Here is a 19,921-nt window from a genome sequence, read left to right as displayed (position 1 = left end):
ACGGCGGGGCCGCGCCTGCCCCGTACCAGGCCGGCGGACGCCACCCCGGCCGACCGCGCCCGCCGTCCGCGCACGATGTCGTCCGTCGCGCGGGCGGCGGCCGGGCACCGCCACCCCGGCCCCGACCGCGCCCGCTCGTCGCGTACTGTGCCGGGCACCTCCCCGGCACCGAACCGCGGCATGCCCGAGCGTGCCCGGCTGTTGATTGCTCTACTACAGGCCGGACCCGCCGACGGCGTCGGAACGGAAGCGCGCCTCGCCGAACCCGCTCAGCGGCGCAACAGGGCCGTGGCGATCGCGACCTGGTCCGGCCCCAGCGCGGTCTTGCCGTCCTCGATGTCCCAGAGGGCGTTCTGCAGGACTCGGCCCAGCGTCCAGCCGGTCGCCCGCTGCCGGTCCAGACCGAGCGCCTCGGTCAACAGGTCGAAGCGGCGGAGCACCCCGCGCGTGACGTCCCCGGTCGCCACGACCTCGTCCCACCGGTTGTCCAGCGCGGGCAGCAGGTCGAATCCGGGGTCGCCCGCCAGCGGTTCGGGGTCGATGGCCAGCCAGGGCTCCCGCTGCCCGGCGAGGATGTTGTCGTAGTGCAGGTCCCAGTGCAGCAGGCGGTCGCCCGGCTCGCCGATGAGTTCGGCCACCGCGGACGCGCAGGTCCGCACCAGCCGCCGTTCGGCCGGATCGCTCAGCGCGGGCACCGCGTGCGGCACTTGGTCGAGCATGGCGGCGGCGATGTCGCCCAGCCGCCGCACACCCTCGGGTGCGGGCAGCGAGACCAGCCGACCCAGCAGTTCGGCAAGAATCCGCAAGGCTTCGGTGTCGTCCGCCACCGACGACAGCGGCCGGGTCGCGTCCAGCCTCTCCAGCAGCGTGGTGCCGGTGCCCCGGTCGTGGTCGAGCAGGCGGACCGCGCCGTCGCCGTTCCAGGCGAGCAGACCGGCCACGGCATGGGCGTTGTCCTCAGTGGCCGGCTGGAGCTTCAGCGCGGCGGGTGTGCCGTCCGCGCGGATCACCGGCAGGACGAGCGAGGCCATGCCGTATCCGGCGGCTCCGTCCGGCCGCAGCGACCATCGGTCCAGGAATTCCGCGGCCAGCGAGGGCAACGCGGAGATCCAGGCACGCTCGGCGGCGCCTCGCGCGCTGAACAACGCGGCGAACGCGTCAGGGATGTCGATGGGCGGCGATGTGTTCATGGGTGTGTCTCCTTCGTGGGCTCCGAATTCGATGCGGGGGTCACGAGGGAGACGATGGAGGCGCCCGGCTGCCGGGCAGGCGTCAAAGCATGCCCTCACCCTACCCGGACGCCGTCGCGCCCGGCCGGGGTGGGCGTCGGAGCGGACTTCCAGGCGGACTCCGACGACGCGCGTCCACTCCCGCACCGGATGGCCCGCAGGGGCCCTCACCCTCCCGACCGGCGATCCCCGGAGCCGCGAAGACGACGACCGGCCGCCGCCCGCCACGGCGGCTGTCCCTCTCGCCCCGGCCCGGTGAGAGATACGGAACGTGAACGTCGAGAGATACGGAACGTGAACGTCCCCGCGGGCCCGCCGAGGCCCTCCACCGTGCACTGCCACAGGTTTCCCGGCGTCCCGCCCACCGTGCACCGCCACAGGCTTCCCGGCGTCCCGCCCACCGTGCACCGCCACGGACTCCCCGGCGTCCCGCCTGCCGGGGACGACGACGCGGTCCAGGCGGGTCGGGTCATGACCGGTCACCTCGGCCGCGTACCGGACCCGTGGGCGAAGTAGCCTCGGCACCATGTCCTCCGGTCCCCGCGCCCACCTCCTCGTCCTCGGCGGCACGGCCGAAGCCCGGCGACTCGCCGACCGCCTGGCCTCGCGTACGGATCTCAGGATCACCACCTCGCTCGCCGGAAGGGTGGCCCGGCCCCGGCTGCCCCCCGGCCAGGTCCGCATCGGCGGCTTCGGCGGAGCCGACGGGCTCGCCCGCTGGCTCCGCGAGCACCGGGTGGCCGCCGTCGTCGACGCCACCCACCCCTTCGCCGCCACCATCAGCGCGAACGCCGCCCGCGCCACCGCCTCGCTGGGAATCCCCCTCTGCGCCCTGCGCAGGCCCGGCTGGACCGCCGGCCCAGGCGACCGATGGCACGACGCACGGACCCTCGCCGACGCGGCCGACCTGCTGCCGACGCTGGGCACCCGCCCCTTCCTCACCACCGGCCGGCTCGGCCTCGCCGCCTTCGCACACCTCGACGGGCCGCGCTTTCTCGTACGGTCCGTGGAACCGTGCGAGCCACCGCTGCCCCCGCACACCGAGACGATCCTCGACCGGGGGCCCTTCACCGTCGAAGGCGAGCGGGAACTGCTGCGCACCCACCGCATCGACGTCCTCGTCACCAAGGACAGCGGCGGCCCGGCCACCGCCGCCAAACTCGTCGCCGCGCGCGAGGCCCGACTGCCGGTCGTGGTGGTCCGGCGACCGCCCGCGCCCGAGGGGGTGCCCACCGCCGAGGACGTACCCGGCGTACTCGCCCTGCTCAGCAGCGTCGCAGCTCAGCCGCGTCGCAGCAGATAGGTGTCCATGATCCAGCCCTTGCGGGCCCGCGCCTCGGCCCGTACCTCCTCGATCCGGTCCGACACCTCCGCCAGCGGCCCCGAGATCAGGATCTCGTCCTCGGTGCCCACATAGGCGCCCCAGTAGATGAAGAGATCCTGATCGAGATGGCGGGTGAACGCCTGCCGGGCGTCCAGCATCACCACGACATCGTCCACACCCTCCGGCCAGCCCTCGGCGAGCCGGCGGCCCGTGGTGATCTGCACCGGGCGCGCCACCCGGTTCAGCCCCGTGCGATGCCGGGCCAGCAGCGCGGAGACACTGCTGATCCCCGGCACCACCTCATGGTCGAAGGCGACCGTGCCCCGGCCGATGACCTCCTCCAGCACGCCGAGCGTCGAGTCGTACAGCGCGGGATCGCCCCAGACCAGAAACGCCCCGCACTCGTCCTCGGCCAGCTCCCGCGCGATGAACCCCTCGTACAGATCGGCACGGCGGCTGCGCCAGTCGTCGACGGCGGGGGAGTACTCCGACGTCCCGCGGTCCCGCTCGGGGTCACGGGCCTGGACCAGACGGTACGGACGGTCTCCCGCGTGCGCGTCGAGAATGTCCCGCCGCAGCCCCGTCAGATCCGCCTTCTCCTCGCCCTTGTCGAGGATGAAGAACGCGTCCGCCTTGTTCAGCGCCTTGACCGCCTGAAGCGTCAGATGGTCGGGATCGCCCGCCCCGATGCCGATCACATAGATCTTCCTCACCCGGCGAGTCTCCCCCACCCGCCTCCCCGTGGCGCCTACCGGGGTCCTCGGCGGCGGCCTATCCTCCGATCATGCGTGTCGCACTCTTCGTCACCTGCGTCAACGACGCCCTGTTCCCGGCCACCGGCATCGCGACCGTGGAACTCCTGGAGCGGCTCGGCGTGGAGGTGGACTTCCCGGCGGAGCAGACGTGCTGCGGACAGCCCCAGTTCAACACCGGCTACCGGCGGGAGACCGAACCCCTCATCCGGCGCACGGCACGCGCGTTCGCGCCGTACGAGTACATCGTCACCCCCTCCGGATCGTGCGCGGCCATGGTGCGCGAGCAGTACCCGAAGCTCGGGGAGACCACGCTGCCGGCCCGGATGTACGAGCTGACCGAATTCCTGGTCGACATCCTCGGCGTCACCGACGTGGGGGCGTACTACCCGCACACCGTCACCTACCACCCCTCCTGCCACGGCCTGCGCACCCTGGGCCTCGGCGACCGGCCGCGCCGGCTCCTCCGCGCAGTCAAGGGCCTCGAACTGCGCGAACTCCCCGGCGCCGACGAATGCTGCGGATTCGGCGGCTCCTTCGCCGTCAAGAACGCCGCGGTGTCCGCCGCCATGGGCCGCGACAAGGTCCGCAACGCCGTCGCGACCGGCGCGTCCGTGCTCTGCGGCGCGGACAACTCGTGTCTGACGCACCTCGGCGGCATCATCCGCCGCCAGGACGAACCACTGCGCCCTCTGCACATCGCGGAGATCCTCCGCGCCACCGAGGACCCGCCGCTCCGCGGACCCGGCACGGACACCGAACCGCACCCGCCGCACCCCTCGCAGCCCCTGGAGCCCTCCGCATGAGCGGCACATATCTCGGCATGCCGTCCTTCCCCGAAGCGGCCGGCCGCGCGGTGGCCGACCCGGTCCTGCGCGCCAATCTGCGCCACGCCACCCACACCATCCGCGACAGACGCGCCCGCGCCGTCGCCGAGCTGGCCGACTGGGAACGGTTGCGGACGGCGGGACAGCGGATCAAGGACCACACCCTCCGCCATCTCGACCGCTATCTGGAACAGCTGGAGCGGGCCGTCACCACCGCCGGGGGCACGGTCCACTGGGCCGCCGACGCGGACGAGGCCAACCGGATCGTCGCCGACCTGGTGAAGGCCACCGGCGAGAGCGAGGTCGTCAAGGTCAAATCGATGGCCACCCAGGAGATCGGACTCAACGAGGCACTGGAGGCCGAGGGCATCACCGCGTACGAGACCGACCTCGCCGAACTCATCGTGCAGCTCGGCCACGACCGGCCCTCCCACATCCTCGTCCCCGCCATCCACCGCAACCGGGGGGAGATCCGGGAGATCTTCGCCGACGAGATGGGGCGCTGGGGCAGGCCCGCCCCGGACGGGCTGAGCGACAGCCCCGCCGACCTCGCCGAAGCCGCCCGCCTCCACCTCCGGGAGAAGTTCCTCCGCGCCCGCGTCGGCGTCTCCGGAGCCAACTTCATGGTCGCCGAGACCGGCACGCTGGTCGTCGTCGAGTCCGAGGGCAACGGCCGGATGTGCCTGACGCTGCCCGAGACGCTGATCTCCGTCGTCGGCATCGAGAAAGTGGTGCCCTCCTGGCGGGATCTGGAGGTCTTCCTCCAGACGCTGCCCCGCTCCTCGACCGCCGAGCGGATGAATCCGTACACCTCCATGTGGACCGGCACGACGGACGCCGACGGACCGCGGGCCTTCCACCTCGTCCTGCTCGACAACGGCCGCACCGCGACCCTCGCGGACGACGTCGGCCGCCAGGCACTGCGCTGCATCCGCTGCTCGGCCTGCCTCAACGTCTGCCCGGTCTACGAGAGGGCCGGGGGCCACGCGTACGGATCGGTCTACCCCGGCCCGATCGGCGCGATCCTCACCCCCCAACTGCGCGGCGTCGAGAGCGAGATCGACGCCTCCCTGCCGTACGCGTCCTCCCTCTGCGGCGCGTGCTACGAGGTGTGCCCCGTCGCCATCGACATCCCCGAGGTCCTCGTCCACCTGCGGGAGCGGGTCGCCGCACGCGGCGGAAAGGGCCACCGCGTGGAGAAGACCGCGATCAAGGCGGCGGGCTGGGTCCTCGACCATCCGGCGGCGCTGGCGGCGGGGGAGAGGCTGATCTCGAAGACCCGCAGGTTCCACCCCCGCCGGCCTCCGGGAACCACGGCATGGACCGAGAGCCGGGAACTGCCCGAACCGCCCGCCGAGTCCTTCCGCGACTGGTGGAAGAAGAACCGCGGATGACCGGCACCGCGCGTGACCGCGTCCTCGCCCGCATCCGGACCGCCCTCGCCGGTGCGCCCGATGCCCCGCCGCCCCCGCGCGACTACCTCACCAGCCACACCCCCGACGACCCGGCGGCGCTCCTCGACCTCCTGTACGAGAACCTCGCCGACTACCGGGCGTCCGTCCACCGCGCCACCACCGCCGAGCTGCCCGAACTGGTCGGACGGGTGCTCCGCGCCCATCAGGCCCGCTCGGTGGCCGTCCCCGAAGGCGTACCCGACGCCTGGCTCTCCGACGCCGACGCGACCCTCCACCGGGACCCCGGCCCGTTCGCTCCGCTCACCGCGGCAGAGCTCGACGCCATCGACGCCGTCCTCACCGGCTGTGCCCTCGCGATCGCCGAAACCGGCACGATCGTCCTCGACGGGGGCCCCGGCCAGGGCCGCCGCGCCCTCACCCTCGTCCCCGACCTGCACATCTGCGTCGTACGAGCCCCCGAGCAGATCGTCGCCTCCGTGCCGCTGGCGATGCCGCGGCTGGACCCGACCCGCCCCCTGACCTGGATCTCCGGCCCCTCGGCCACCAGCGACATCGAACTGAACCGCGTCGAGGGCGTCCACGGCCCCCGCACCCTGGAGGTCCTCCTGCTCCAGGATCAGCCGTAGGTGAGCCGGGGCGCCTCGGCCCGCGCGTCCACCGGCCCCCCGCCCCCGTCGAGCCGGTCCGCGAGATCCCGGGCCCAGGCGGTCAGCCCGGACACGTCGACGTCATACGGATCCCCGAACCCGGCGATCCGGTCCGCGCCCCGCACCAGCAGCCGCACGCCCCCCTTCGTATTGCCGCGCGCGGCATGCGTCAGCCCGACCGCCAGCTGCGCGAGCCCCCGCCACAACTCCCGCTCCGGCTCGGGCCGTGACTTCCACGCGTCCTCGAACACCTCATGGGCATGGAACGGCTTTCCGTCGTCCAGCAGCCGCTGGGCCTCCGCCAGGGTCCGCCCCGGAGACCGCACGACCCCTTCGGGCTGGCGCTCCACCCCCGCCGCTCCGTACGGCAGAGGCCGCCCGAGCCCGTCCCGCGGCCGCGCGCTGCGCGCCCGTCCCTCGTCGTCCCGATCCCTCGCTGTCCGGCCCATCCCCCGATTCTCCCCGAAAGGGCCACGCGACAGCAGACCGGACGTCCGTACCCCTGCCCGGAGTGAGGTAATGTTGCCCCTGCGCGTCCGGCCCCGACAGGCCAGGGCGGGCATCGGGACGTGGCGCAGCTTGGTAGCGCACTTGACTGGGGGTCAAGGGGTCGCAGGTTCAAATCCTGTCGTCCCGACCAGCGTTTTCGCAGGTCGTAGGCGGTATCGGAGTAATCCGGTACCGCCTTTCCGTATGTCTTGGGGACCGTTTGGGGACCACGGGGTCCAGCGACGCCTTCCGGGGAGGGGCTGGACGGCGAGGCTGAGGGGCGCGCGGACGGGGGCGAGGTGGGCGGTGAGGGCAGCACCGGCGTTCGCGATCCGGGACATGTCCGGGTGGAGGCAACGCTGGGCGGTGAGGAGAGAGCCGTGTCCGGCGATCTCGCGGAGGACATGGGCGAGGACTCCGGCGTCGGCGAACCAGGTGAGGCCGGTGTGGCGCAGGCCGTGGCGGCGCAGGTGTTCGAGGCCGAGTGAGGTGACGACCTCGTCCCAGTGGGTGGCGTCGCGCAGCACGGCGGTGGAGACGCGTCCGCCGCGCGGCCCGGTGAAGAGCCGCGCGCCGGGTTGGGGCCGGCGGCGAGAATGCGTTCGCTGGTATTGAGGTCAGCCTCGGCGTTTCGGTTGGGGTGATGAGGCGTCGTCGATCGTCGGCTGTCGGGTGAGTGAGCGGTGCTTGGGCATGGCGGATTCCCGGCTCGGTGGCTGGGTTCTCCAAGGTCCTCCGGGTCGTGGGCGGGCAGGGGTCTGCCGGTCGGCCGGCCCAACTGCGTCGCGCCCGGCCCCATCGCGACCGGCCGCCTGCGGATGCGGGCACGGGAGATCGGCGAACGCGACCCCCAGCGTGCCGAGGCTCTGATGGCCGGCGTGGGTACCGAGGCCGACGTGGCCCGCGCCATCCGCTACCTGGCCTCCCCGGAGTCGCGGTTCATGTCCGGCCAGGTCCTCCACCTGTACCGCTGACCCGGCCTTCCTCCGCCCGGCCGGAGAACGACGGGCCGGCCGGGCCTTTACCATCGGTTTGGCGACGCAGGGAAGTGAACAGAGAAGAAGGCGAACCGATGACCGAAGCCCGGCCGAGGAGCACGCGCCCCCGGAACCGGAAGCAGCAGATCATCGCTGCCGCCTCCGAGCAGTTCCGCACGTCCGGATTCCACAACGTCGGCATCTCCGACATCGCCGAAGCGGTCGGCATCTCCGGCCCCGCCCTGTACCGGCATTTCAGCGGCAAGCAGGAGCTGCTGTACGCCACCCTGGTCGACACGATCGACAAGAACACCGAACCCTTCCGCGGTGAGTACCGCGACCTGCGCGAGATGCTCGACGCCGTCGCCGCGGCCATGCTGGACCGGCGCCACACGGACGTGTCGTGGGAGCGGGAACTGGCCCATCTGCCCCAGGAACAGCGGCACGAGCTGCGTGCGCGCTACGTCGCCACCGTAGAGCCGCTGCACTCCGCGATCGCCGCCTCCCGCCCGGACCTGTCGGCCGACGGCGTGGAGCTGCTGCTGAGGGCGGTCATCTCCGTCTTCGCCACCATGAGCCAGCACGCGGGGAAGGCCGAACCGGCGCGGGCACGGCCGCTGATGACCGATCTCGCCTTGGTCGTCTGCGAGTTCCGGGGGCTTGAGCCGCGGGAGGGCGCGGAGGGAGGCCGGCGACCGGTTCCACGCGGGCGACTGCTTCCGGTCTCCCGGCGCGAGGCGGTCCTCGCCGCCGCGACCAAGCTCTTCGCCGAGCGGGGCTACGAGGCGGTCGGCATGGAGGACATCGCCGCGGCCGCGGCCGGGATGGCCGGACCCAGCCTCTACCACCACTTCGCCGGCAAGTCGGCGATCCTGGTCGCGGCGCTGACCCGCTGCCTGGAGGCGATGCTCTTCGACCTTTCGGCGGCCCTCGAGTACGCGGAGGAACCCGGGCAGGCACTCGACGCCGCCCTGAACTCCTTCGTCCGGATCAGCCTCCAGCACGGTGACGCCATGAGGGCTCTGCTCCACGAAATCGTCAACGTACCCGCGGAGGAGCGCCGGATCGTCCGCCGGATGCAGCACGACTACGTGGCCGAGTGGACGGCGCTGCTCACCGGCCATCGGCCCGAACTCCTCCCGGCCGAGGCCGAGTTGCTGGTGCACGCGACGCACAGCGTGGTGAGCACGCTCAGCCGGAACAGTGAGGTCTGGCCCCGTCCGGCGCTCCGCGACGAGATCGTCGCACTGGGCCGCGCCGTGCTGGGACTTCCCGCCGACGTGCCTTCTTCGGGCTGAACCCGCCGGAGACCGCACGGGTTCACTTCATGGGCGGCGGCCCGCCTGTGAGGCGCATCTCGGCGAGGGCGTCACCCAAGTGAAGGCCGGCGACCAGGTCATCTGACGGCACCCCTACCGGCACGGCCTGGACCGACTGGCTGGCGAACCGGGCGATCCGAGCGGGCGACCGCGCACCAGTCCTCGGGCCAGTCGGCCGTCGCCTTGTCGTCGAGCCGGCCGTGCAGGCCGTGCTGGGAGGGCATCAGGCCGGTGAAGAGGGTGGCTTGGCCCGGCGAGCACATGCCGTTGGAGGCGAAGCTCCAGGCGAACCTGGTGCCCTCCGCTGCCGGCGGTCGATATGCGGGGTTTCCACATCGCCGTTGCCGTAGCAGCCGAGCAGGGTGGCCGGCTGGTTGTCGGCGGTGATCAGGACGATGTCGGGCGGCGTGCCGGTCGTGCGGTTCCTCAAGGATGGTCGTGGGCGCACAGGCTCGGCGGGCGGTTCACGGTGCCACCGGCTCGGGACGGGCTCCGGCGGCATCGGCGTCCAGTGCCCGGTAGGCGTCCGGGTGCCGCCGACGCAGCCAGAGGGCACGGCCCGCGCCGCCGGCCGCGGCGACCAGGAGAAGGACCGGCAGGCCGTTCACCACGGGCGAGTCAGTGCCGGTCAGGTTGGAGTAGTGCCCGATGACCAGGACGATCGCGGTGCCCAGGCCGAGCAGGGCGAGCAGCGGGGCGAGCACGGTGCGCCACCAGTGGCGGTCGGCCGGGTTCCGGGCGAAGTAGACGACGACGGCCAGCGAGGTGCCCAGCAGCAGCACCATGATCCCGACGGTGCCCAGGGTGACCAGGCTGATGCCGAGCGTGGTGTACGGGTGCAGACCGGCGACGGCGAAGACGGCGATCACCAGGGCCGCCAGCACGGACTGCACGGCGCTGGCCCGGTGCGGGGAACCGAACTTCGGGTGGGTGGCGCCCAGCACGCGGGGCAGCATGCTCTCGCGCCCCAGGACGTACATGTACCGGCTGGTGGCGTTGTGCAGGGCCACGACGGAGGCGAACACACTGGTGATCATCAGCAGTGCCATGATCGCGGTGACCCACTTGGCCGTGTACTCGGTGGTGAGGTTGAACACCAGGTCGCCGAGTTCCTCGTCGGCCCGGGTGCGGACGTTCTCCGGACCCACGCCGCCGACCGCGATCCAGCTGGTCAGGCCGTAGAGGAAGGCGACGATGCCCACGGCCCAGTACGACGCCAGCGCCACCGACCGGCGCGGGTCGCGGGCCTCCTCGCCGTAGAGCGCCGCGGACTCGATTCCGGCGAAGGAGGTGAAGGCGAAGGAGAGGGTGACGGCGAGGCCCGTGCCCAGCGCGACCTCGGGCTCGAAGGAGACCGAGGGGAAGGCGGCGGCGCCCTTGTGCGCGACGATCCCGATGTCCAACACGACCAGGATGGCGACCTCCGCACCCATCAGGATGCCCAGCATCCGGGCGGAGAGGTCGATCTGCCGTCGTCCCAGCAGGGCGGTGAGCCCGATCGCGGCGGCTGTGTACCAGTACCAGCTCGGGCCGCCGAGGGTCAGGTTGGCGAAGTAGCCGAAGGCCGCGCACAGGCCGATGGTGAGCGCGTTGTAGGCGAGAGCGGCCAGATAGGCGGCGGCCGCGCCGGGGACGCGGCCCAGGGCCGCGCGGATGTAGGCGTACAGCGCACCGGCGTTGACGATCCGCCGGCTTATCGCCGCGTAGCCCGCTGCGAAGCAGAACATGATCGCGCCGGCGATCAGATAGGCGACGGGCACACCGGCACCGGTGCCCAGGGAGAAGCCGTAGGGCACGCTGCCGACCATCGCGGCCATCGGCGCGGTGGCCGCGATGATGAAGAACGTGATCTTCGGCGCGGTCAGGGTGCGTCTGGCGGGCGGTTCGGAGGAATCGGGCATGGCGGGTTTCCCTTTCAGCGCGTGGCGGTGGCGGTGGCGGACAGAGCGGCGTGGATCTCCGCGGCGACGCGGTGACCGGACCGCACCGCGCCGTCCATGTAGCCGTTCCAGACGGCGGCGGTCTCGGTGCCGGCCCAGTGGATGACGCCGACCGGCTCCCGCAGTTGCGGACCGAAGGCCGTCCAGACGCCGGCGCCGAGGTGGCCGCCGTAGCAGCCCCGGCTGTACTCCTCGGCGCTCCAGTCCAGTTCCAGGTACTCCAGCGGCTCGGCGGCCTCGGGGCCGAAGAAGTCCACCAGGCATTCCACCGCGAGGGCGCGCCGTTCATCCCGGCTCGCCGCGCTCAGCCGGCGCGCGTGGGCGCCCTCGAAGAAGCCCGCCAGCACGCCGTGCCCGGACCCGTACGGGGTGTTGTCGGCGACGGCGGACAGCGCCCGGTCCGGTGCCGAAACCAGGCCGCTGAGTCCGGCCTCGCGCCAGAACGGCCGACCGTAGCGGATGGTGACCTTGATGACCGAGCCCATCGGGACCTGCTGTGTGAGCTGGTCGCGCAGAGCGGGCATCGCCGGCGAGTAGCGCAGCCGGCCGGCCAGGGTCGGCGGGAGCGCGACCACGACCCGGCCTGCGGCGACCGCGCCGCCCTCGTGGCGGACCACGGCGCCGTCGGCCGTGTGCTCGATCGCGTGGACGGGCGAGGAGAGCCGCACCGCCGCGCCCAGTGATCCGGCGAGAGCCTCGGAGATCAGGTGGGATCCGCCGACCACGCGGCGGTCCTGGGCGCAGCCCTTCAGGCCGAGCAGCATGTCGAGCATCCCGCCGGAGGCGATGTAGAAGAGGAAGTGCAGCAGCGACATGTCGCGCGGCTCGGCGGCGAAGATGCCGGGCACGATGAACCGCCAGAAGGCCAGGGCGTCCTCGTCCGCGGTGGCGTCGTGGAGCCAGGAGTGCAGGGTGATCGCATCCCATTCGCGGGCCCCGGGCGCGGCCCACGGCTTCTCCAGGTCCAGCGTCGCCGCCATGGCCTCGAGCTCGGTCTTGGTCCGGACGAACTCCGCGGCCGACTCGGGGGCCAGCCGCATCTCGCCCTCGCGGTACCGCCTGGCCTCGCCGCCCCAGCTGAAGACGTGGTCACCGGCCGCGTACTGCGGATAGGTCTTCACACCGTAGGCGTCGCACAGGGCGAGCACAGCGCCCTGGGTCGGGCCCAGCCACTGGCCGCCCACCTCGATCGGGTGCCCGTCCGACATCACCTGGCCGGCGGTCCGGCCGCCGACCCGGTCGCGCGCCTCCAGGACCACCACCCGACGCCCCCGGTCCGCCAGGTCCACCGCCGCGGTCAGGCCGGCCAGGCCCGCGCCGACAACGGCCACGTCAAAACGTTCCATCTGTGCGCTCCTCGTGATCGCGAGAGACCGTGATCGTCGGCGTCCGCCGTACCGTGGCATTCCGGCACAAGTTTCTTGGTCGGACGTCCGACTCTTCGAGAGATTGGCACGCTGGCGACCCGCACCACAAGAGGCGAGCCGGATATTCTGAGGTACCGGATGAAGGGCGGGACGTTGGCAACGGTCTATGTGAAGGCGGACACGCGGCGGCGGCAGCTGGTCACCGCGGCGCGGCGGGTAGTCGCCCGGCAGGGCCTGGCCGCCAGCACGCTGCGCGCCGTCGCCGCCGAGGCGGGCGTGGCGCTGGGCACGGTGCACTACGCCTTTCCCAGCAAGGAGCAGTTGCTGCACGCCGTGCTCGAGGACGTGGTGGAGGACATCTCGACCGTCCTCCGCGAGGCATCCGAGACCAGCACCGACCTGGAGTCCGGGATTCTCTCCGGCGCCCGTACGATCTGGTCCGCTGTGTTCAAGGGCGAACCCGACGAGCATCTGATGCAGTACGAGCTGTCCATATGGGCGCTGCGCACGGCCGGCATGGCGGACATGGCACGGTGGCAGTACGACCGCTACCTGGATCTGATCACCATGCACTGGCAGCAGGTCGCCGCGCGCGTCGGCGTCACCCTGGCGGTCCCCGCCGAGCAACTCGCCCGGTTGCAGCTCGCCGGGACCGACGGACTGCTGCTTCAGTACCTCGTCTCCCGAGACGCCCGGCGCAGCCTGGCCGACCAGGAGACCCTCGTCCGCCAGTTGGTGCGGTACGCCGACCCGCAGCCGATCGCCCCGGAGCGGTGACCCGGCCCCGCTGATCCGCGCGGTGGCGGAGCTTCACACCGCCCGTCGGCACCAGCCGGCGGGCAAGGCCGCGGTCGTCGCACGCGTCGGCATCAGAAGGCCGGTGTACTTCGCCGTCCCAAGAGCGATGGCAGATGGTGGGGCTGGGGACGCGGTTCGGGGGAGCCTGGGCCACTGTCCGAATCCGGAGTTCCGTCCCGCCGAATCCCTTGCGGAAGTGGTCGGATGTTCCGTCACCCCGCCCACAGCGGCATCCTCGTGTGCCGTGCCCGCGGGACAGACGAGGGGATGAGGGGCCTCGTTGGAGTTCCGGGTGACGGGGCTGGGCGGGGGCGGGTGCGGGTGCGGGGCCGACATCGACCGGGTGGATGGCGGGTTCCCGCCCCTGGCGGGGCAAGTCCGATCCGGGCAAGCCCAAGAGGGGCGAGGACGCGCTCGCCGATCGCCGCACCGGCACTCCGACGCTCCCAGGGGCCATGCGCAGCGTCGTGCGCCGGAGGGGGAGCGCCCCGGAGCGGGCCGCCGCTCTGAGCGCTGAGTCTCTCAACGCTCGTGGCACGGGCCGCGCCTCCTCACAAACCTGCGCCCCAAAAGGAGTCCATTGTTTTGGCCTATGGGCGACCATAAGAAGTTCCATATTGACCCTCGAAGGTGCCCGGAAGTTAACTTTGCGAACATGCCCGACGAGGTGAGGAAAAACTCTCATGGCGAGTCCGAATTCGCGTGACCGTGCGCCCGAAGACCTGCTTTTCGCTTTCGCTGTAATTGCGGATTCGCATGTCAATCCCGGTGACGACCACTCGTCTTCACCGTGGGCGAGCAATCGTCTGGCCAACGAGCGGTCCCGGCGCGCGGTCGCGGAGCTGAACCGTCTTTCGCCGGACTTCGTCGTCCATCTCGGAGACCTCGTCCATCCCGTGCCCGCGCTGGAGACCTTCACGAAGGCGGCGACCAGCTTCCAGGAGATCTACTCCGGGCTGACGTGTCCGCTCTACCTCGTGCCGGGCAACCACGACGTGGGGGACAAGCCGGGGGAGTGGCTTCCCGCGAAGAGCGTGACCGAGCCCTTCCTCGAGAAGTACCGGTCCATCTTCGGACGCGACTACTACTCCTTCGACCACGGCGGATGCCACTTCGTCGTCATCAACGCCCAGTTGCTGAACTCGGGTCTCGAGGCCGAGCGGCAGCAAAGGAGCTGGCTCGAGGACGATCTGCGGCAGAGCGGGGGGCGGCGCACCTTCGCGTTCACGCACTACCCGGCGTTCATCACGTCGCCCACCGAGATCGGGCACTACGACAACATCGACGAGCCGGCCCGGTCGTGGCTCCTGGACACGTTCGCCGAGTACCAGGTGGAGGGGGCATTCGGCGGGCACGTCCACAACTTCTTCTACAACCGGCACCGCGACAGCGACCACTACGTCGCTCCGTCTGTGGCTTTCGTGCGGCACGACTACAGCGAGTTCAGCCGGATCGCGCCCGAAGAAAGGCACGAGTACGGACGGAACGACACCGCCAAGTTGGGGTTCTTCCTCGTCGAGGTCTATCCGGACCGGCACGTCACCCGGGTGGTGCGGGACTATCTCCGCCACGACGAAGCCGAGGCGTCGATGGGCGGAGCGGGCGGGCAGCCGCTGCTGGGCGCGGCCGAGCAGCCGTCCGCGATGGGGGTCGACGCCCGTCAGCTCTGGGCGGAGGAGACACAGATCCCCTACTCGGGCGTGGTCGACGAATTCGCGCGCAAGACGGTTCGCAACGACTACCCCCTCATGGCGCTGTGGGAGATGGGCGTCAACCGGCTGCGTGTGCCGGTCCAGGACCTGCTCGACGACCGGATCCGGGGCCGGATGGAGCAGCTCGCGCACTCCGGCCACCAATTCCAGGTGTTCACCTACGGGGTGCCCGGGGACGAGGCCGTACGCCTCCTGACCGAGTACCGGTGGTTCACAAGCGCGCTGGAGGTCGTCCTTCCGCCGAGCCTGCTGACCGCGCGGTTCGCGGAGATCTCCCGGATCAGCCGTGCGACGGGGCTCCCGGTGCATCTGTCGGCGGTGAGGACGTCAGCCGGTGACGAGCACGGTGGCGACGACTACGCGCACCACATCCGCCACGGGTTCACTCCCGACGACCAGGCGGTGCTGAAGGAGCTGGCGGGCACGGCCGGCTTCCGCGACGCCGTGTCAGGTCTGGCGTTCACGGTGGCGAGGAGCGAGAGCCCCGTGCCTTCCCTCGCCGCCATCCACGCGTTGGTGGCCGACCTCGGGCTCCGCGCCACCGTGCTCGTCAAACTCGCCGCCGACCACCCGGGCTCGTCCGAGCACGACGACCGCACGACGGCTCGCCGGGTCGCGGAGACACTCGTCGCGGCGCACGAGCTGCACAGCCTCGAGATCAACCTCGACACCTTCGGCGACATGGACCGCGGCTACTTCCCGCGGAACGGACTGGTCGACCGTCGCTCCAACCTGCGCCCGGCGGGGCTGGTCGCCAAGCACCTCACGGCGGCACTGCCGACGCGGACGGGTCGGGGCCCCTCCCTGGCACAGCACCGGTCCGAGGATCTGACCTGGATCGACTTCGGTGACGGCATCGTCGTCACCCCCGACGAGACATGCTCGTGGGATGCGGTCCGGTCGGCCGTGGGCGCCGCTGCCGAGCCCGCGGCACGAGTGGTCGACCTCGCTACAGGGCGCGTGGGAACGGTCGAGGGCGCGCAGGGCCTCTGCGGCGGACCGGCACTCGTGCTGAGAGGCACCGCATGACCGCGCGGGAAGAGGGCGGGCAGCACGCCGTTGCCGAGCCCGAGCACGCCGAAGGCGGGTTCCTCCAGCGGGTGGCCCTCCGCATCGCCGCATGGATGGAGCGGTGGTTCCCCGACGCCTTCGTGTTCGCACTGATCGCCGTCTGGATGCTTCCGGTTCTCGGCGTGCTGGGCCTTCGTGCCCGCCACGTCATCGGCTTCACATTCGTCCAGTTCCTGGTCCACTTCCCCATCGTCCTGGTCCTCGTGTGGCTTCTCGCGGGCACGCTGGACTACGAGCCACCGGTCATTCCATGACGAGTCAGCGCAATGCGACAGAAACGAGGAAGCGATGACACATGACGTCATGACGGTGCGGGGCCCCGTCACCGCGGAGGAGATCGGCTCGACGCTGATGCACGAGCACCTTCTCGTCGACACGATGCGGGAACACCGCGCAGCGGGTCTCCTCAACGACGGGATCCAAGCACTGGCCGAGCTGGTCCGGTTCCGCGCGGAGGGCGGCCGAACGGTCGTGGACCTGACCAATCGGTCCCTGGGGCAACGGCCGACCGGCCTGCGGAGGCTGAGCGAGGAGTCCGGGGTGAACATCGTGCTCGGCACGGGGTTCTACCGGCAGGCGTACTTCGACCGCGACTGGATGGACCGGACCAGCACACGCTCGATTGCCGAGCTGTTCGTCCGCGACCTGACCGTGGGGATCGATGACACGGAGGTCCGGGCGGGCATCATCGGCGAGATCGGCTGCGAGCAGTACATCTCCGCCCAGGAGGAACGCGTCTTCCGCGCCGCCGCGTTCGCCCATCGTGAGACCGGAGTGACGATCAGCACACACGCCGCCCACTGGCCGGTCGGACTGGAGCAGCTCGATCTGCTGGAGTCGGCCGGCGTCGATCCCCAGCGCGTGATCATCGGCCACTGCGACAGCGTCGGATCCCCTGACTGGACACGGCTCCAGGACATGACGGCCTACCACTGTGCGATCGCGCGACGCGGCGCGTACGTCGAGTTCGACCACATACGCAAGGGCGTCGACCTCGACCGCCGCGTCGACTACGTGCTCGCCATGGCCGAGGCGGGACTGATCGATCACGTGCTGCTCTCGCACGACCTTGCGTTCCGCCCCGACCTGTCGTCGCACGGCGGAGCGGGGCTGACCGTCATCGCGACGACCATCGTCCCCCGGCTGCGGGAGCGAGGGCTCTCGGCGAAGGAGATCGACCGTCTCCTCGTGGAGAATCCGCGGCGCGCGCTGACCGGGACGGGCTGACCGGCTCTCGCGCCATCCAGTGCGCTCCGGGCCGACGTGGGCGAGGAGAGCGGCCTCCTCGCCCACGTCGGCATTCCGAAGAGGTGCCGTCGGACGCCATGGGTGCCACCGGCTCCGCGCGAATCTCCTCGGCCCAGGAATGACGATGGTAGTCGCGGGTTTCCTTCGCCAGGACCGAAACCTCGGCGTCAGAACTCGAAGGAATTCGGTATAGCCCGGGGCCGTGGCGCGCTGTCATAATGCGCGAATGGAACGGCGACAAATCGAATACTTCGTGGCGGTCGCTGACTCAGGAAGTTTCGGTCGGGCCGCCGCCGAATTGCACGTCACCCAACCGACTCTTTCTCAAGCGATGGCGCAGCTCGAAAAAGAACTGGGCGTGCAGTTGTTCAGGAGAACCTCGAAAGGCGTTGTGCTCACACCGGGCGGCAAGGCCGCGATCGAGCCCGCACGGCGCGCGCTGCGCGGGATGAGCGCGATCCGGTCGGCCGTCATGGACGTGGTCGGGTTGACCGGTGGGACTCTGGACATCGCCTCCCTCCCCACCCTGTCGCAATCTCCCGTGAGTCCGCTGATCGCCGAGTTCCGGATGCGTCACCCGCAGGTGAAGGTGACGATCCGGAGCCCCTCGCAGCCGAGGATCCCGGAGATCGCCGAGATGGTGCGGATGGGAGTGTGCGAGCTCGGGTTCACCGAGCAACTCGATGACGCTCAAGGACTGCAGACACTCCCGCTCGGACATCAGGACTTCGTCGCCGTCGTACCGCCCGAGACGCAACTACAGGAACCGGGTGTGGCCACATGGGACGAGGTCCTCGCCTGCGGCCTCGTCATCGGGCCGTGGTGGGAATCATCCAGGCCCGCCGCTTGCCTCGACCAGCGGTACGGCCGCCACGAGTGGCGCAAGCACGTGGCGGTGCGAACCGATCACCGAGAGGCATACGTCCCCCTTCTCGTCGCGGGCGCGGGCGCGACGTTCCTGCCGCGGTTCGAAGCGGAACTGGCCGGAGCGGCCGGTGCCCTGGTAGCCGACCTGACGCCGAAAATGACGCGATCCGCCGCGCTCGTCCGCTCCGACGAGGCGCTCTCCCCCGCGGCACGGGAGTTCTGGGACATGGTCGGGCAACGGCCGACCGTACTGGCTCGGTACTTTTCGCCATGAGTGGGTGGTCGCTGCTTGGGGAGGTTGCGGATGCGTCGGTTGTAGGGCTATTGCACGAGCACGAACTCGCTGCTCGCCGTCGCGTGGACGGGCTGCGGGAGGAGACCGGACCGTATCCGGGCCGAGCCGGCTGCGAACGCATGCTGGTGCACCCCCTGTGGTTCGGCATTCTGGCAGCCCAGGTGGGCCCGCTTGCCCCGACCGAGTACATGCAGCAGCCTTGAATCATGGCTGCTTCGGCATCCGCTCCCGCCGCGCACAGTGGCTGGGCCGTAAAGACACCGGGGCCGATAGGCGCCGGGCCTTTGGAGCGGGTCCGGCGGGATGCACCGGAGCCGAGCCCGGGCGAGCTGGTGCTGCGGGTGGAGGCGTGCGGTGTGTGCCGCACTGATCTGCATCTGGCCGAGGGGGATCTCGTGCCGCACCGTCCGTCGACGGTTCCCGGGCATGAGATCGTCGGCCGGGTCGAAGCCGTGGGTGAAGGGGTCGGTCTCTTCCGCGTCGGTGACCGGGCGGGCGGGGCGTGGTTGCGCGGCACTTGCGGGAGCTGTCGGTACTGCCGGGCCGACCGGGAGAACCTCTGCCCCCGCTCCGTCTACACGGGGTGGGACGCCGATGGTGGTTTCGCCGAGACGGCCGTGGTTCCGGAGGCGTTCGCCTACCGGCTACCCGAGGACCGGGATCCGGTGCTGCTCGCCCCTCTCCTGTGCGCCGGGATCATCGGCTTCCGGGCGCTGCGGCGCAGCGCGCTGCCTGTGGGTGGGCGGCTGGGTGTCTACGGTTTCGGTGCGTCGGCCCATCTGGCCGCTCAGGTGGCTCTTGCGGAGGGTGCCACGGTGCATGTGCTGACCCGGTCGGAGCGGGCCCGGGAGCTTGCCCTGGAACTCGGGGCGGCTTCGGCGGGCGGCGCCTGGGACCGGCCGCCTGAGCCATTGGACTCGGCGATCCTCTTCGCTCCGGTGGGCGACCTGGTGCCGGTGGCGCTGGAGGCCCTGGACCGGTCGGGCACTCTCGCCGTCGCCGGCATTCACCTCTCCGACATCCCGGTGCTGAACTATCAGCGCCATCTGTTCCAGGAGCGGAATCTGCGCAGTGTCACCTCCAACACCCGTCAGGACGGACGGGACTTCCTGGCGCTGGCCGAGCGTGTCGGCATCCGGGTCACGGTGAGCCCCTACCCCTTGAGCCGCGCCGACCGGGCGCTCGCCGATCTGGCGGCCGACCGGGTCAACGGCGCCGCCGTACTGGTGCCCGGCTGACGTCCACCGTCGGAAACCCGGGAGTCGACCCGGCATCCGGGCTTGGTATCACCCGGGTTCGTCGCCGGCAGCAGCTGTCTGCCGTGGCGGGTCCGCTGGGCCGGACCCTGCCCGATCTCTTCGCGGTCGCCGGTGAGCCGTATCCGGAGGAACTCCGTCCGATGCTGCACTGCCACCACCTCGGGCGGGTCTTCGCCGCGGCCGTCCCCGTGACCACCACTCAGCCGATCGAGACCGCACAGGAAGCGGATCGACTGAGCGTGCGTGAGGACCACGGCATATGGCATCCCGTCTCACAGGGCCTTGCCGGGGAGTGCCCGGACTTCCCCTGACAGCAAGCGCTGCCTCGGTGCCCTCTGGCATACGGCGTACGCGTGGGCCCAGTGGCCTGCTGTGAGAGTGCCCC

18 protein-coding genes and 1 tRNA gene are annotated in these 19,921 nt (G+C 71.1%); 14 read left to right on the top strand and 5 right to left on the bottom strand.

Annotation, left to right across the window (positions count from 1 at the left end):
* Positions 1–269: 269 nt before the first annotated feature.
* Complete coding sequence (locus ACWEFL_RS05755) at positions 270–1,190, bottom strand: aminoglycoside phosphotransferase family protein (protein ID WP_451707901.1); 921 nt, start codon at positions 1,188–1,190, stop codon at positions 270–272.
* Between the two features lie 565 nt (positions 1,191–1,755).
* On the opposite strand from ACWEFL_RS05755, the gene ACWEFL_RS05750 reads away from it, so the two are divergent.
* Complete coding sequence (locus tag ACWEFL_RS05750) at positions 1,756–2,532, top strand: cobalt-precorrin-6A reductase (protein ID WP_451707898.1); 777 nt, start codon at positions 1,756–1,758, stop codon at positions 2,530–2,532.
* Here the strand turns inward: ACWEFL_RS05750 and cobF are convergent.
* A complete protein-coding gene (cobF, locus tag ACWEFL_RS05745) occupies positions 2,511–3,266 on the bottom strand; it encodes a precorrin-6A synthase (deacetylating) (protein ID WP_451707896.1) in 756 nt (251 codons plus the stop codon). The genes ACWEFL_RS05750 and cobF overlap by 22 nt on opposite strands.
* 71 nt (positions 3,267–3,337) lie before the next feature.
* Between cobF and ACWEFL_RS05740 the strand changes: the two genes are divergently transcribed.
* Genes ACWEFL_RS05740 through ACWEFL_RS05730 form a run of 3 tightly spaced genes read left to right on the top strand, consistent with a single transcriptional unit; the run spans position 3,338 to position 6,173 of the window.
* The gene (locus ACWEFL_RS05740; protein ID WP_451707894.1) at positions 3,338–4,111 is read left to right on the top strand and encodes a (Fe-S)-binding protein; all 774 of its coding nucleotides are present in this window, start codon (positions 3,338–3,340) and stop codon (positions 4,109–4,111) included.
* Positions 4,108–5,526, top strand: coding sequence for a LutB/LldF family L-lactate oxidation iron-sulfur protein (locus ACWEFL_RS05735; protein ID WP_451707891.1), 1,419 nt, complete (start codon positions 4,108–4,110; stop codon positions 5,524–5,526). Before ACWEFL_RS05740 ends, ACWEFL_RS05735 begins: the two co-directional genes overlap by 4 nt.
* On the top strand, positions 5,523–6,173 hold the full coding sequence (locus ACWEFL_RS05730; RefSeq protein ID WP_451707888.1) for a LutC/YkgG family protein: 651 nt from the start codon (positions 5,523–5,525) through the stop codon (positions 6,171–6,173). The genes ACWEFL_RS05735 and ACWEFL_RS05730 overlap by 4 nt, the downstream gene beginning before the upstream one ends.
* Here ACWEFL_RS05730 and ACWEFL_RS05725 read toward each other — a convergent pair.
* Positions 6,164–6,643 carry a DUF309 domain-containing protein gene (locus ACWEFL_RS05725; RefSeq protein WP_451707885.1) on the bottom strand — a complete coding sequence of 160 codons (480 nt, stop codon included), beginning with the start codon at positions 6,641–6,643 and terminating at the stop codon, positions 6,164–6,166. The genes ACWEFL_RS05730 and ACWEFL_RS05725 overlap by 10 nt on opposite strands.
* Before the next feature lie 114 nt (positions 6,644–6,757).
* Between ACWEFL_RS05725 and ACWEFL_RS05720 the strand changes: the two genes are divergently transcribed.
* From ACWEFL_RS05720 to ACWEFL_RS05710, 3 genes are all read left to right on the top strand, one after another.
* Positions 6,758–6,834 (top strand) — tRNA-Pro (locus tag ACWEFL_RS05720).
* A gap of 532 nt (positions 6,835–7,366) precedes the next feature.
* Positions 7,367–7,657, top strand: coding sequence for an SDR family oxidoreductase (locus ACWEFL_RS05715; RefSeq protein ID WP_451707883.1), 291 nt, complete (start codon positions 7,367–7,369; stop codon positions 7,655–7,657).
* A 98-nt stretch (positions 7,658–7,755) separates the two neighbouring features.
* Entirely contained in the window at positions 7,756–8,958 is a 1,203-nt protein-coding gene (locus tag ACWEFL_RS05710; protein WP_451707881.1) for a TetR/AcrR family transcriptional regulator, read from the top strand.
* 485 nt (positions 8,959–9,443) lie between these two features.
* On the opposite strand, the gene ACWEFL_RS05705 is transcribed toward ACWEFL_RS05710, so the two are convergent.
* Both ACWEFL_RS05705 and ACWEFL_RS05700 read right to left on the bottom strand, forming a co-directional pair.
* On the bottom strand, positions 9,444–10,880 hold the full coding sequence (locus ACWEFL_RS05705) for an APC family permease (protein WP_451707878.1): 1,437 nt from the start codon (positions 10,878–10,880) through the stop codon (positions 9,444–9,446).
* A 14-nt stretch (positions 10,881–10,894) separates the two neighbouring features.
* On the bottom strand, positions 10,895–12,265 hold the full coding sequence (locus tag ACWEFL_RS05700; RefSeq protein WP_451707875.1) for a flavin monoamine oxidase family protein: 1,371 nt from the start codon (positions 12,263–12,265) through the stop codon (positions 10,895–10,897).
* 174 nt (positions 12,266–12,439) lie between these two features.
* Between ACWEFL_RS05700 and ACWEFL_RS05695 the strand changes: the two genes are divergently transcribed.
* The 7 genes from ACWEFL_RS05695 to ACWEFL_RS05665 all read left to right on the top strand — a co-directional run bounded on the left by ACWEFL_RS05695 (position 12,440) and on the right by ACWEFL_RS05665 (position 19,847).
* Positions 12,440–13,063, top strand: a complete 624-nt coding sequence (locus tag ACWEFL_RS05695; RefSeq protein ID WP_451707872.1) for a TetR/AcrR family transcriptional regulator — start codon at positions 12,440–12,442, stop codon at positions 13,061–13,063.
* 704 nt (positions 13,064–13,767) lie between these two features.
* Positions 13,768–15,825, top strand: coding sequence for a metallophosphoesterase (locus tag ACWEFL_RS05690; protein WP_451707869.1), 2,058 nt, complete (start codon positions 13,768–13,770; stop codon positions 15,823–15,825).
* Positions 15,822–16,121 (top strand): hypothetical protein, encoded by a 300-nt coding sequence (locus ACWEFL_RS05685; RefSeq protein ID WP_451707866.1) that lies wholly within the window; start codon positions 15,822–15,824, stop codon positions 16,119–16,121. Before ACWEFL_RS05690 ends, ACWEFL_RS05685 begins: the two co-directional genes overlap by 4 nt.
* A gap of 34 nt (positions 16,122–16,155) precedes the next feature.
* On the top strand, positions 16,156–17,094 hold the full coding sequence (locus ACWEFL_RS05680) for a phosphotriesterase family protein (protein ID WP_451707863.1): 939 nt from the start codon (positions 16,156–16,158) through the stop codon (positions 17,092–17,094).
* Between the two features lie 223 nt (positions 17,095–17,317).
* On the top strand, positions 17,318–18,256 hold the full coding sequence (locus ACWEFL_RS05675; RefSeq protein WP_451707860.1) for a LysR family transcriptional regulator: 939 nt from the start codon (positions 17,318–17,320) through the stop codon (positions 18,254–18,256).
* Between the two features lie 227 nt (positions 18,257–18,483).
* Positions 18,484–19,515: a zinc-dependent alcohol dehydrogenase family protein gene (locus ACWEFL_RS05670; RefSeq protein WP_451707858.1), complete on the top strand. Its 1,032-nt coding sequence runs from the start codon at positions 18,484–18,486 to the stop codon at positions 19,513–19,515.
* A gap of 83 nt (positions 19,516–19,598) precedes the next feature.
* Positions 19,599–19,847, top strand: a complete 249-nt coding sequence (locus ACWEFL_RS05665; RefSeq protein ID WP_451707856.1) for a hypothetical protein — start codon at positions 19,599–19,601, stop codon at positions 19,845–19,847.
* Positions 19,848–19,921 lie beyond the last annotated feature (74 nt).

This window comes from Streptomyces sp. NPDC004838 (assembly GCF_053600955.1).
The sequence above is the reverse complement of the archived record's forward strand: the minus strand, read 5'-3'. Positions and strand labels throughout refer to the sequence as shown.

Excerpts from the sequence above, each read along its gene's own strand:
- ACWEFL_RS05740 (WP_451707894.1), top strand. The coding sequence starts at position 3,338 with ATGCGTGTCGCACTCTTCGTCACCTGCGTCAACGACGCCCTGTTCCCG.
- ACWEFL_RS05755 (WP_451707901.1), bottom strand. The coding sequence starts at position 1,190 with ATGAACACATCGCCGCCCATCGACATCCCTGACGCGTTCGCCGCGTTG.
- ACWEFL_RS05680 (WP_451707863.1), top strand. The coding sequence starts at position 16,156 with ATGACACATGACGTCATGACGGTGCGGGGCCCCGTCACCGCGGAGGAG.
- ACWEFL_RS05685 (WP_451707866.1), top strand. The coding sequence starts at position 15,822 with ATGACCGCGCGGGAAGAGGGCGGGCAGCACGCCGTTGCCGAGCCCGAG.
- ACWEFL_RS05670 (WP_451707858.1), top strand. The coding sequence starts at position 18,484 with ATGGCTGCTTCGGCATCCGCTCCCGCCGCGCACAGTGGCTGGGCCGTA.
- ACWEFL_RS05735 (WP_451707891.1), top strand. The coding sequence starts at position 4,108 with ATGAGCGGCACATATCTCGGCATGCCGTCCTTCCCCGAAGCGGCCGGC.
- ACWEFL_RS05725 (WP_451707885.1), bottom strand. The coding sequence starts at position 6,643 with ATGGGCCGGACAGCGAGGGATCGGGACGACGAGGGACGGGCGCGCAGC.
- ACWEFL_RS05730 (WP_451707888.1), top strand. The coding sequence starts at position 5,523 with ATGACCGGCACCGCGCGTGACCGCGTCCTCGCCCGCATCCGGACCGCC.
- ACWEFL_RS05705 (WP_451707878.1), bottom strand. The coding sequence starts at position 10,880 with ATGCCCGATTCCTCCGAACCGCCCGCCAGACGCACCCTGACCGCGCCG.
- ACWEFL_RS05750 (WP_451707898.1), top strand. The coding sequence starts at position 1,756 with ATGTCCTCCGGTCCCCGCGCCCACCTCCTCGTCCTCGGCGGCACGGCC.
- ACWEFL_RS05710 (WP_451707881.1), top strand. The coding sequence starts at position 7,756 with ATGACCGAAGCCCGGCCGAGGAGCACGCGCCCCCGGAACCGGAAGCAG.
- ACWEFL_RS05690 (WP_451707869.1), top strand. The coding sequence starts at position 13,768 with ATGGCGAGTCCGAATTCGCGTGACCGTGCGCCCGAAGACCTGCTTTTC.
- ACWEFL_RS05700 (WP_451707875.1), bottom strand. The coding sequence starts at position 12,265 with ATGGAACGTTTTGACGTGGCCGTTGTCGGCGCGGGCCTGGCCGGCCTG.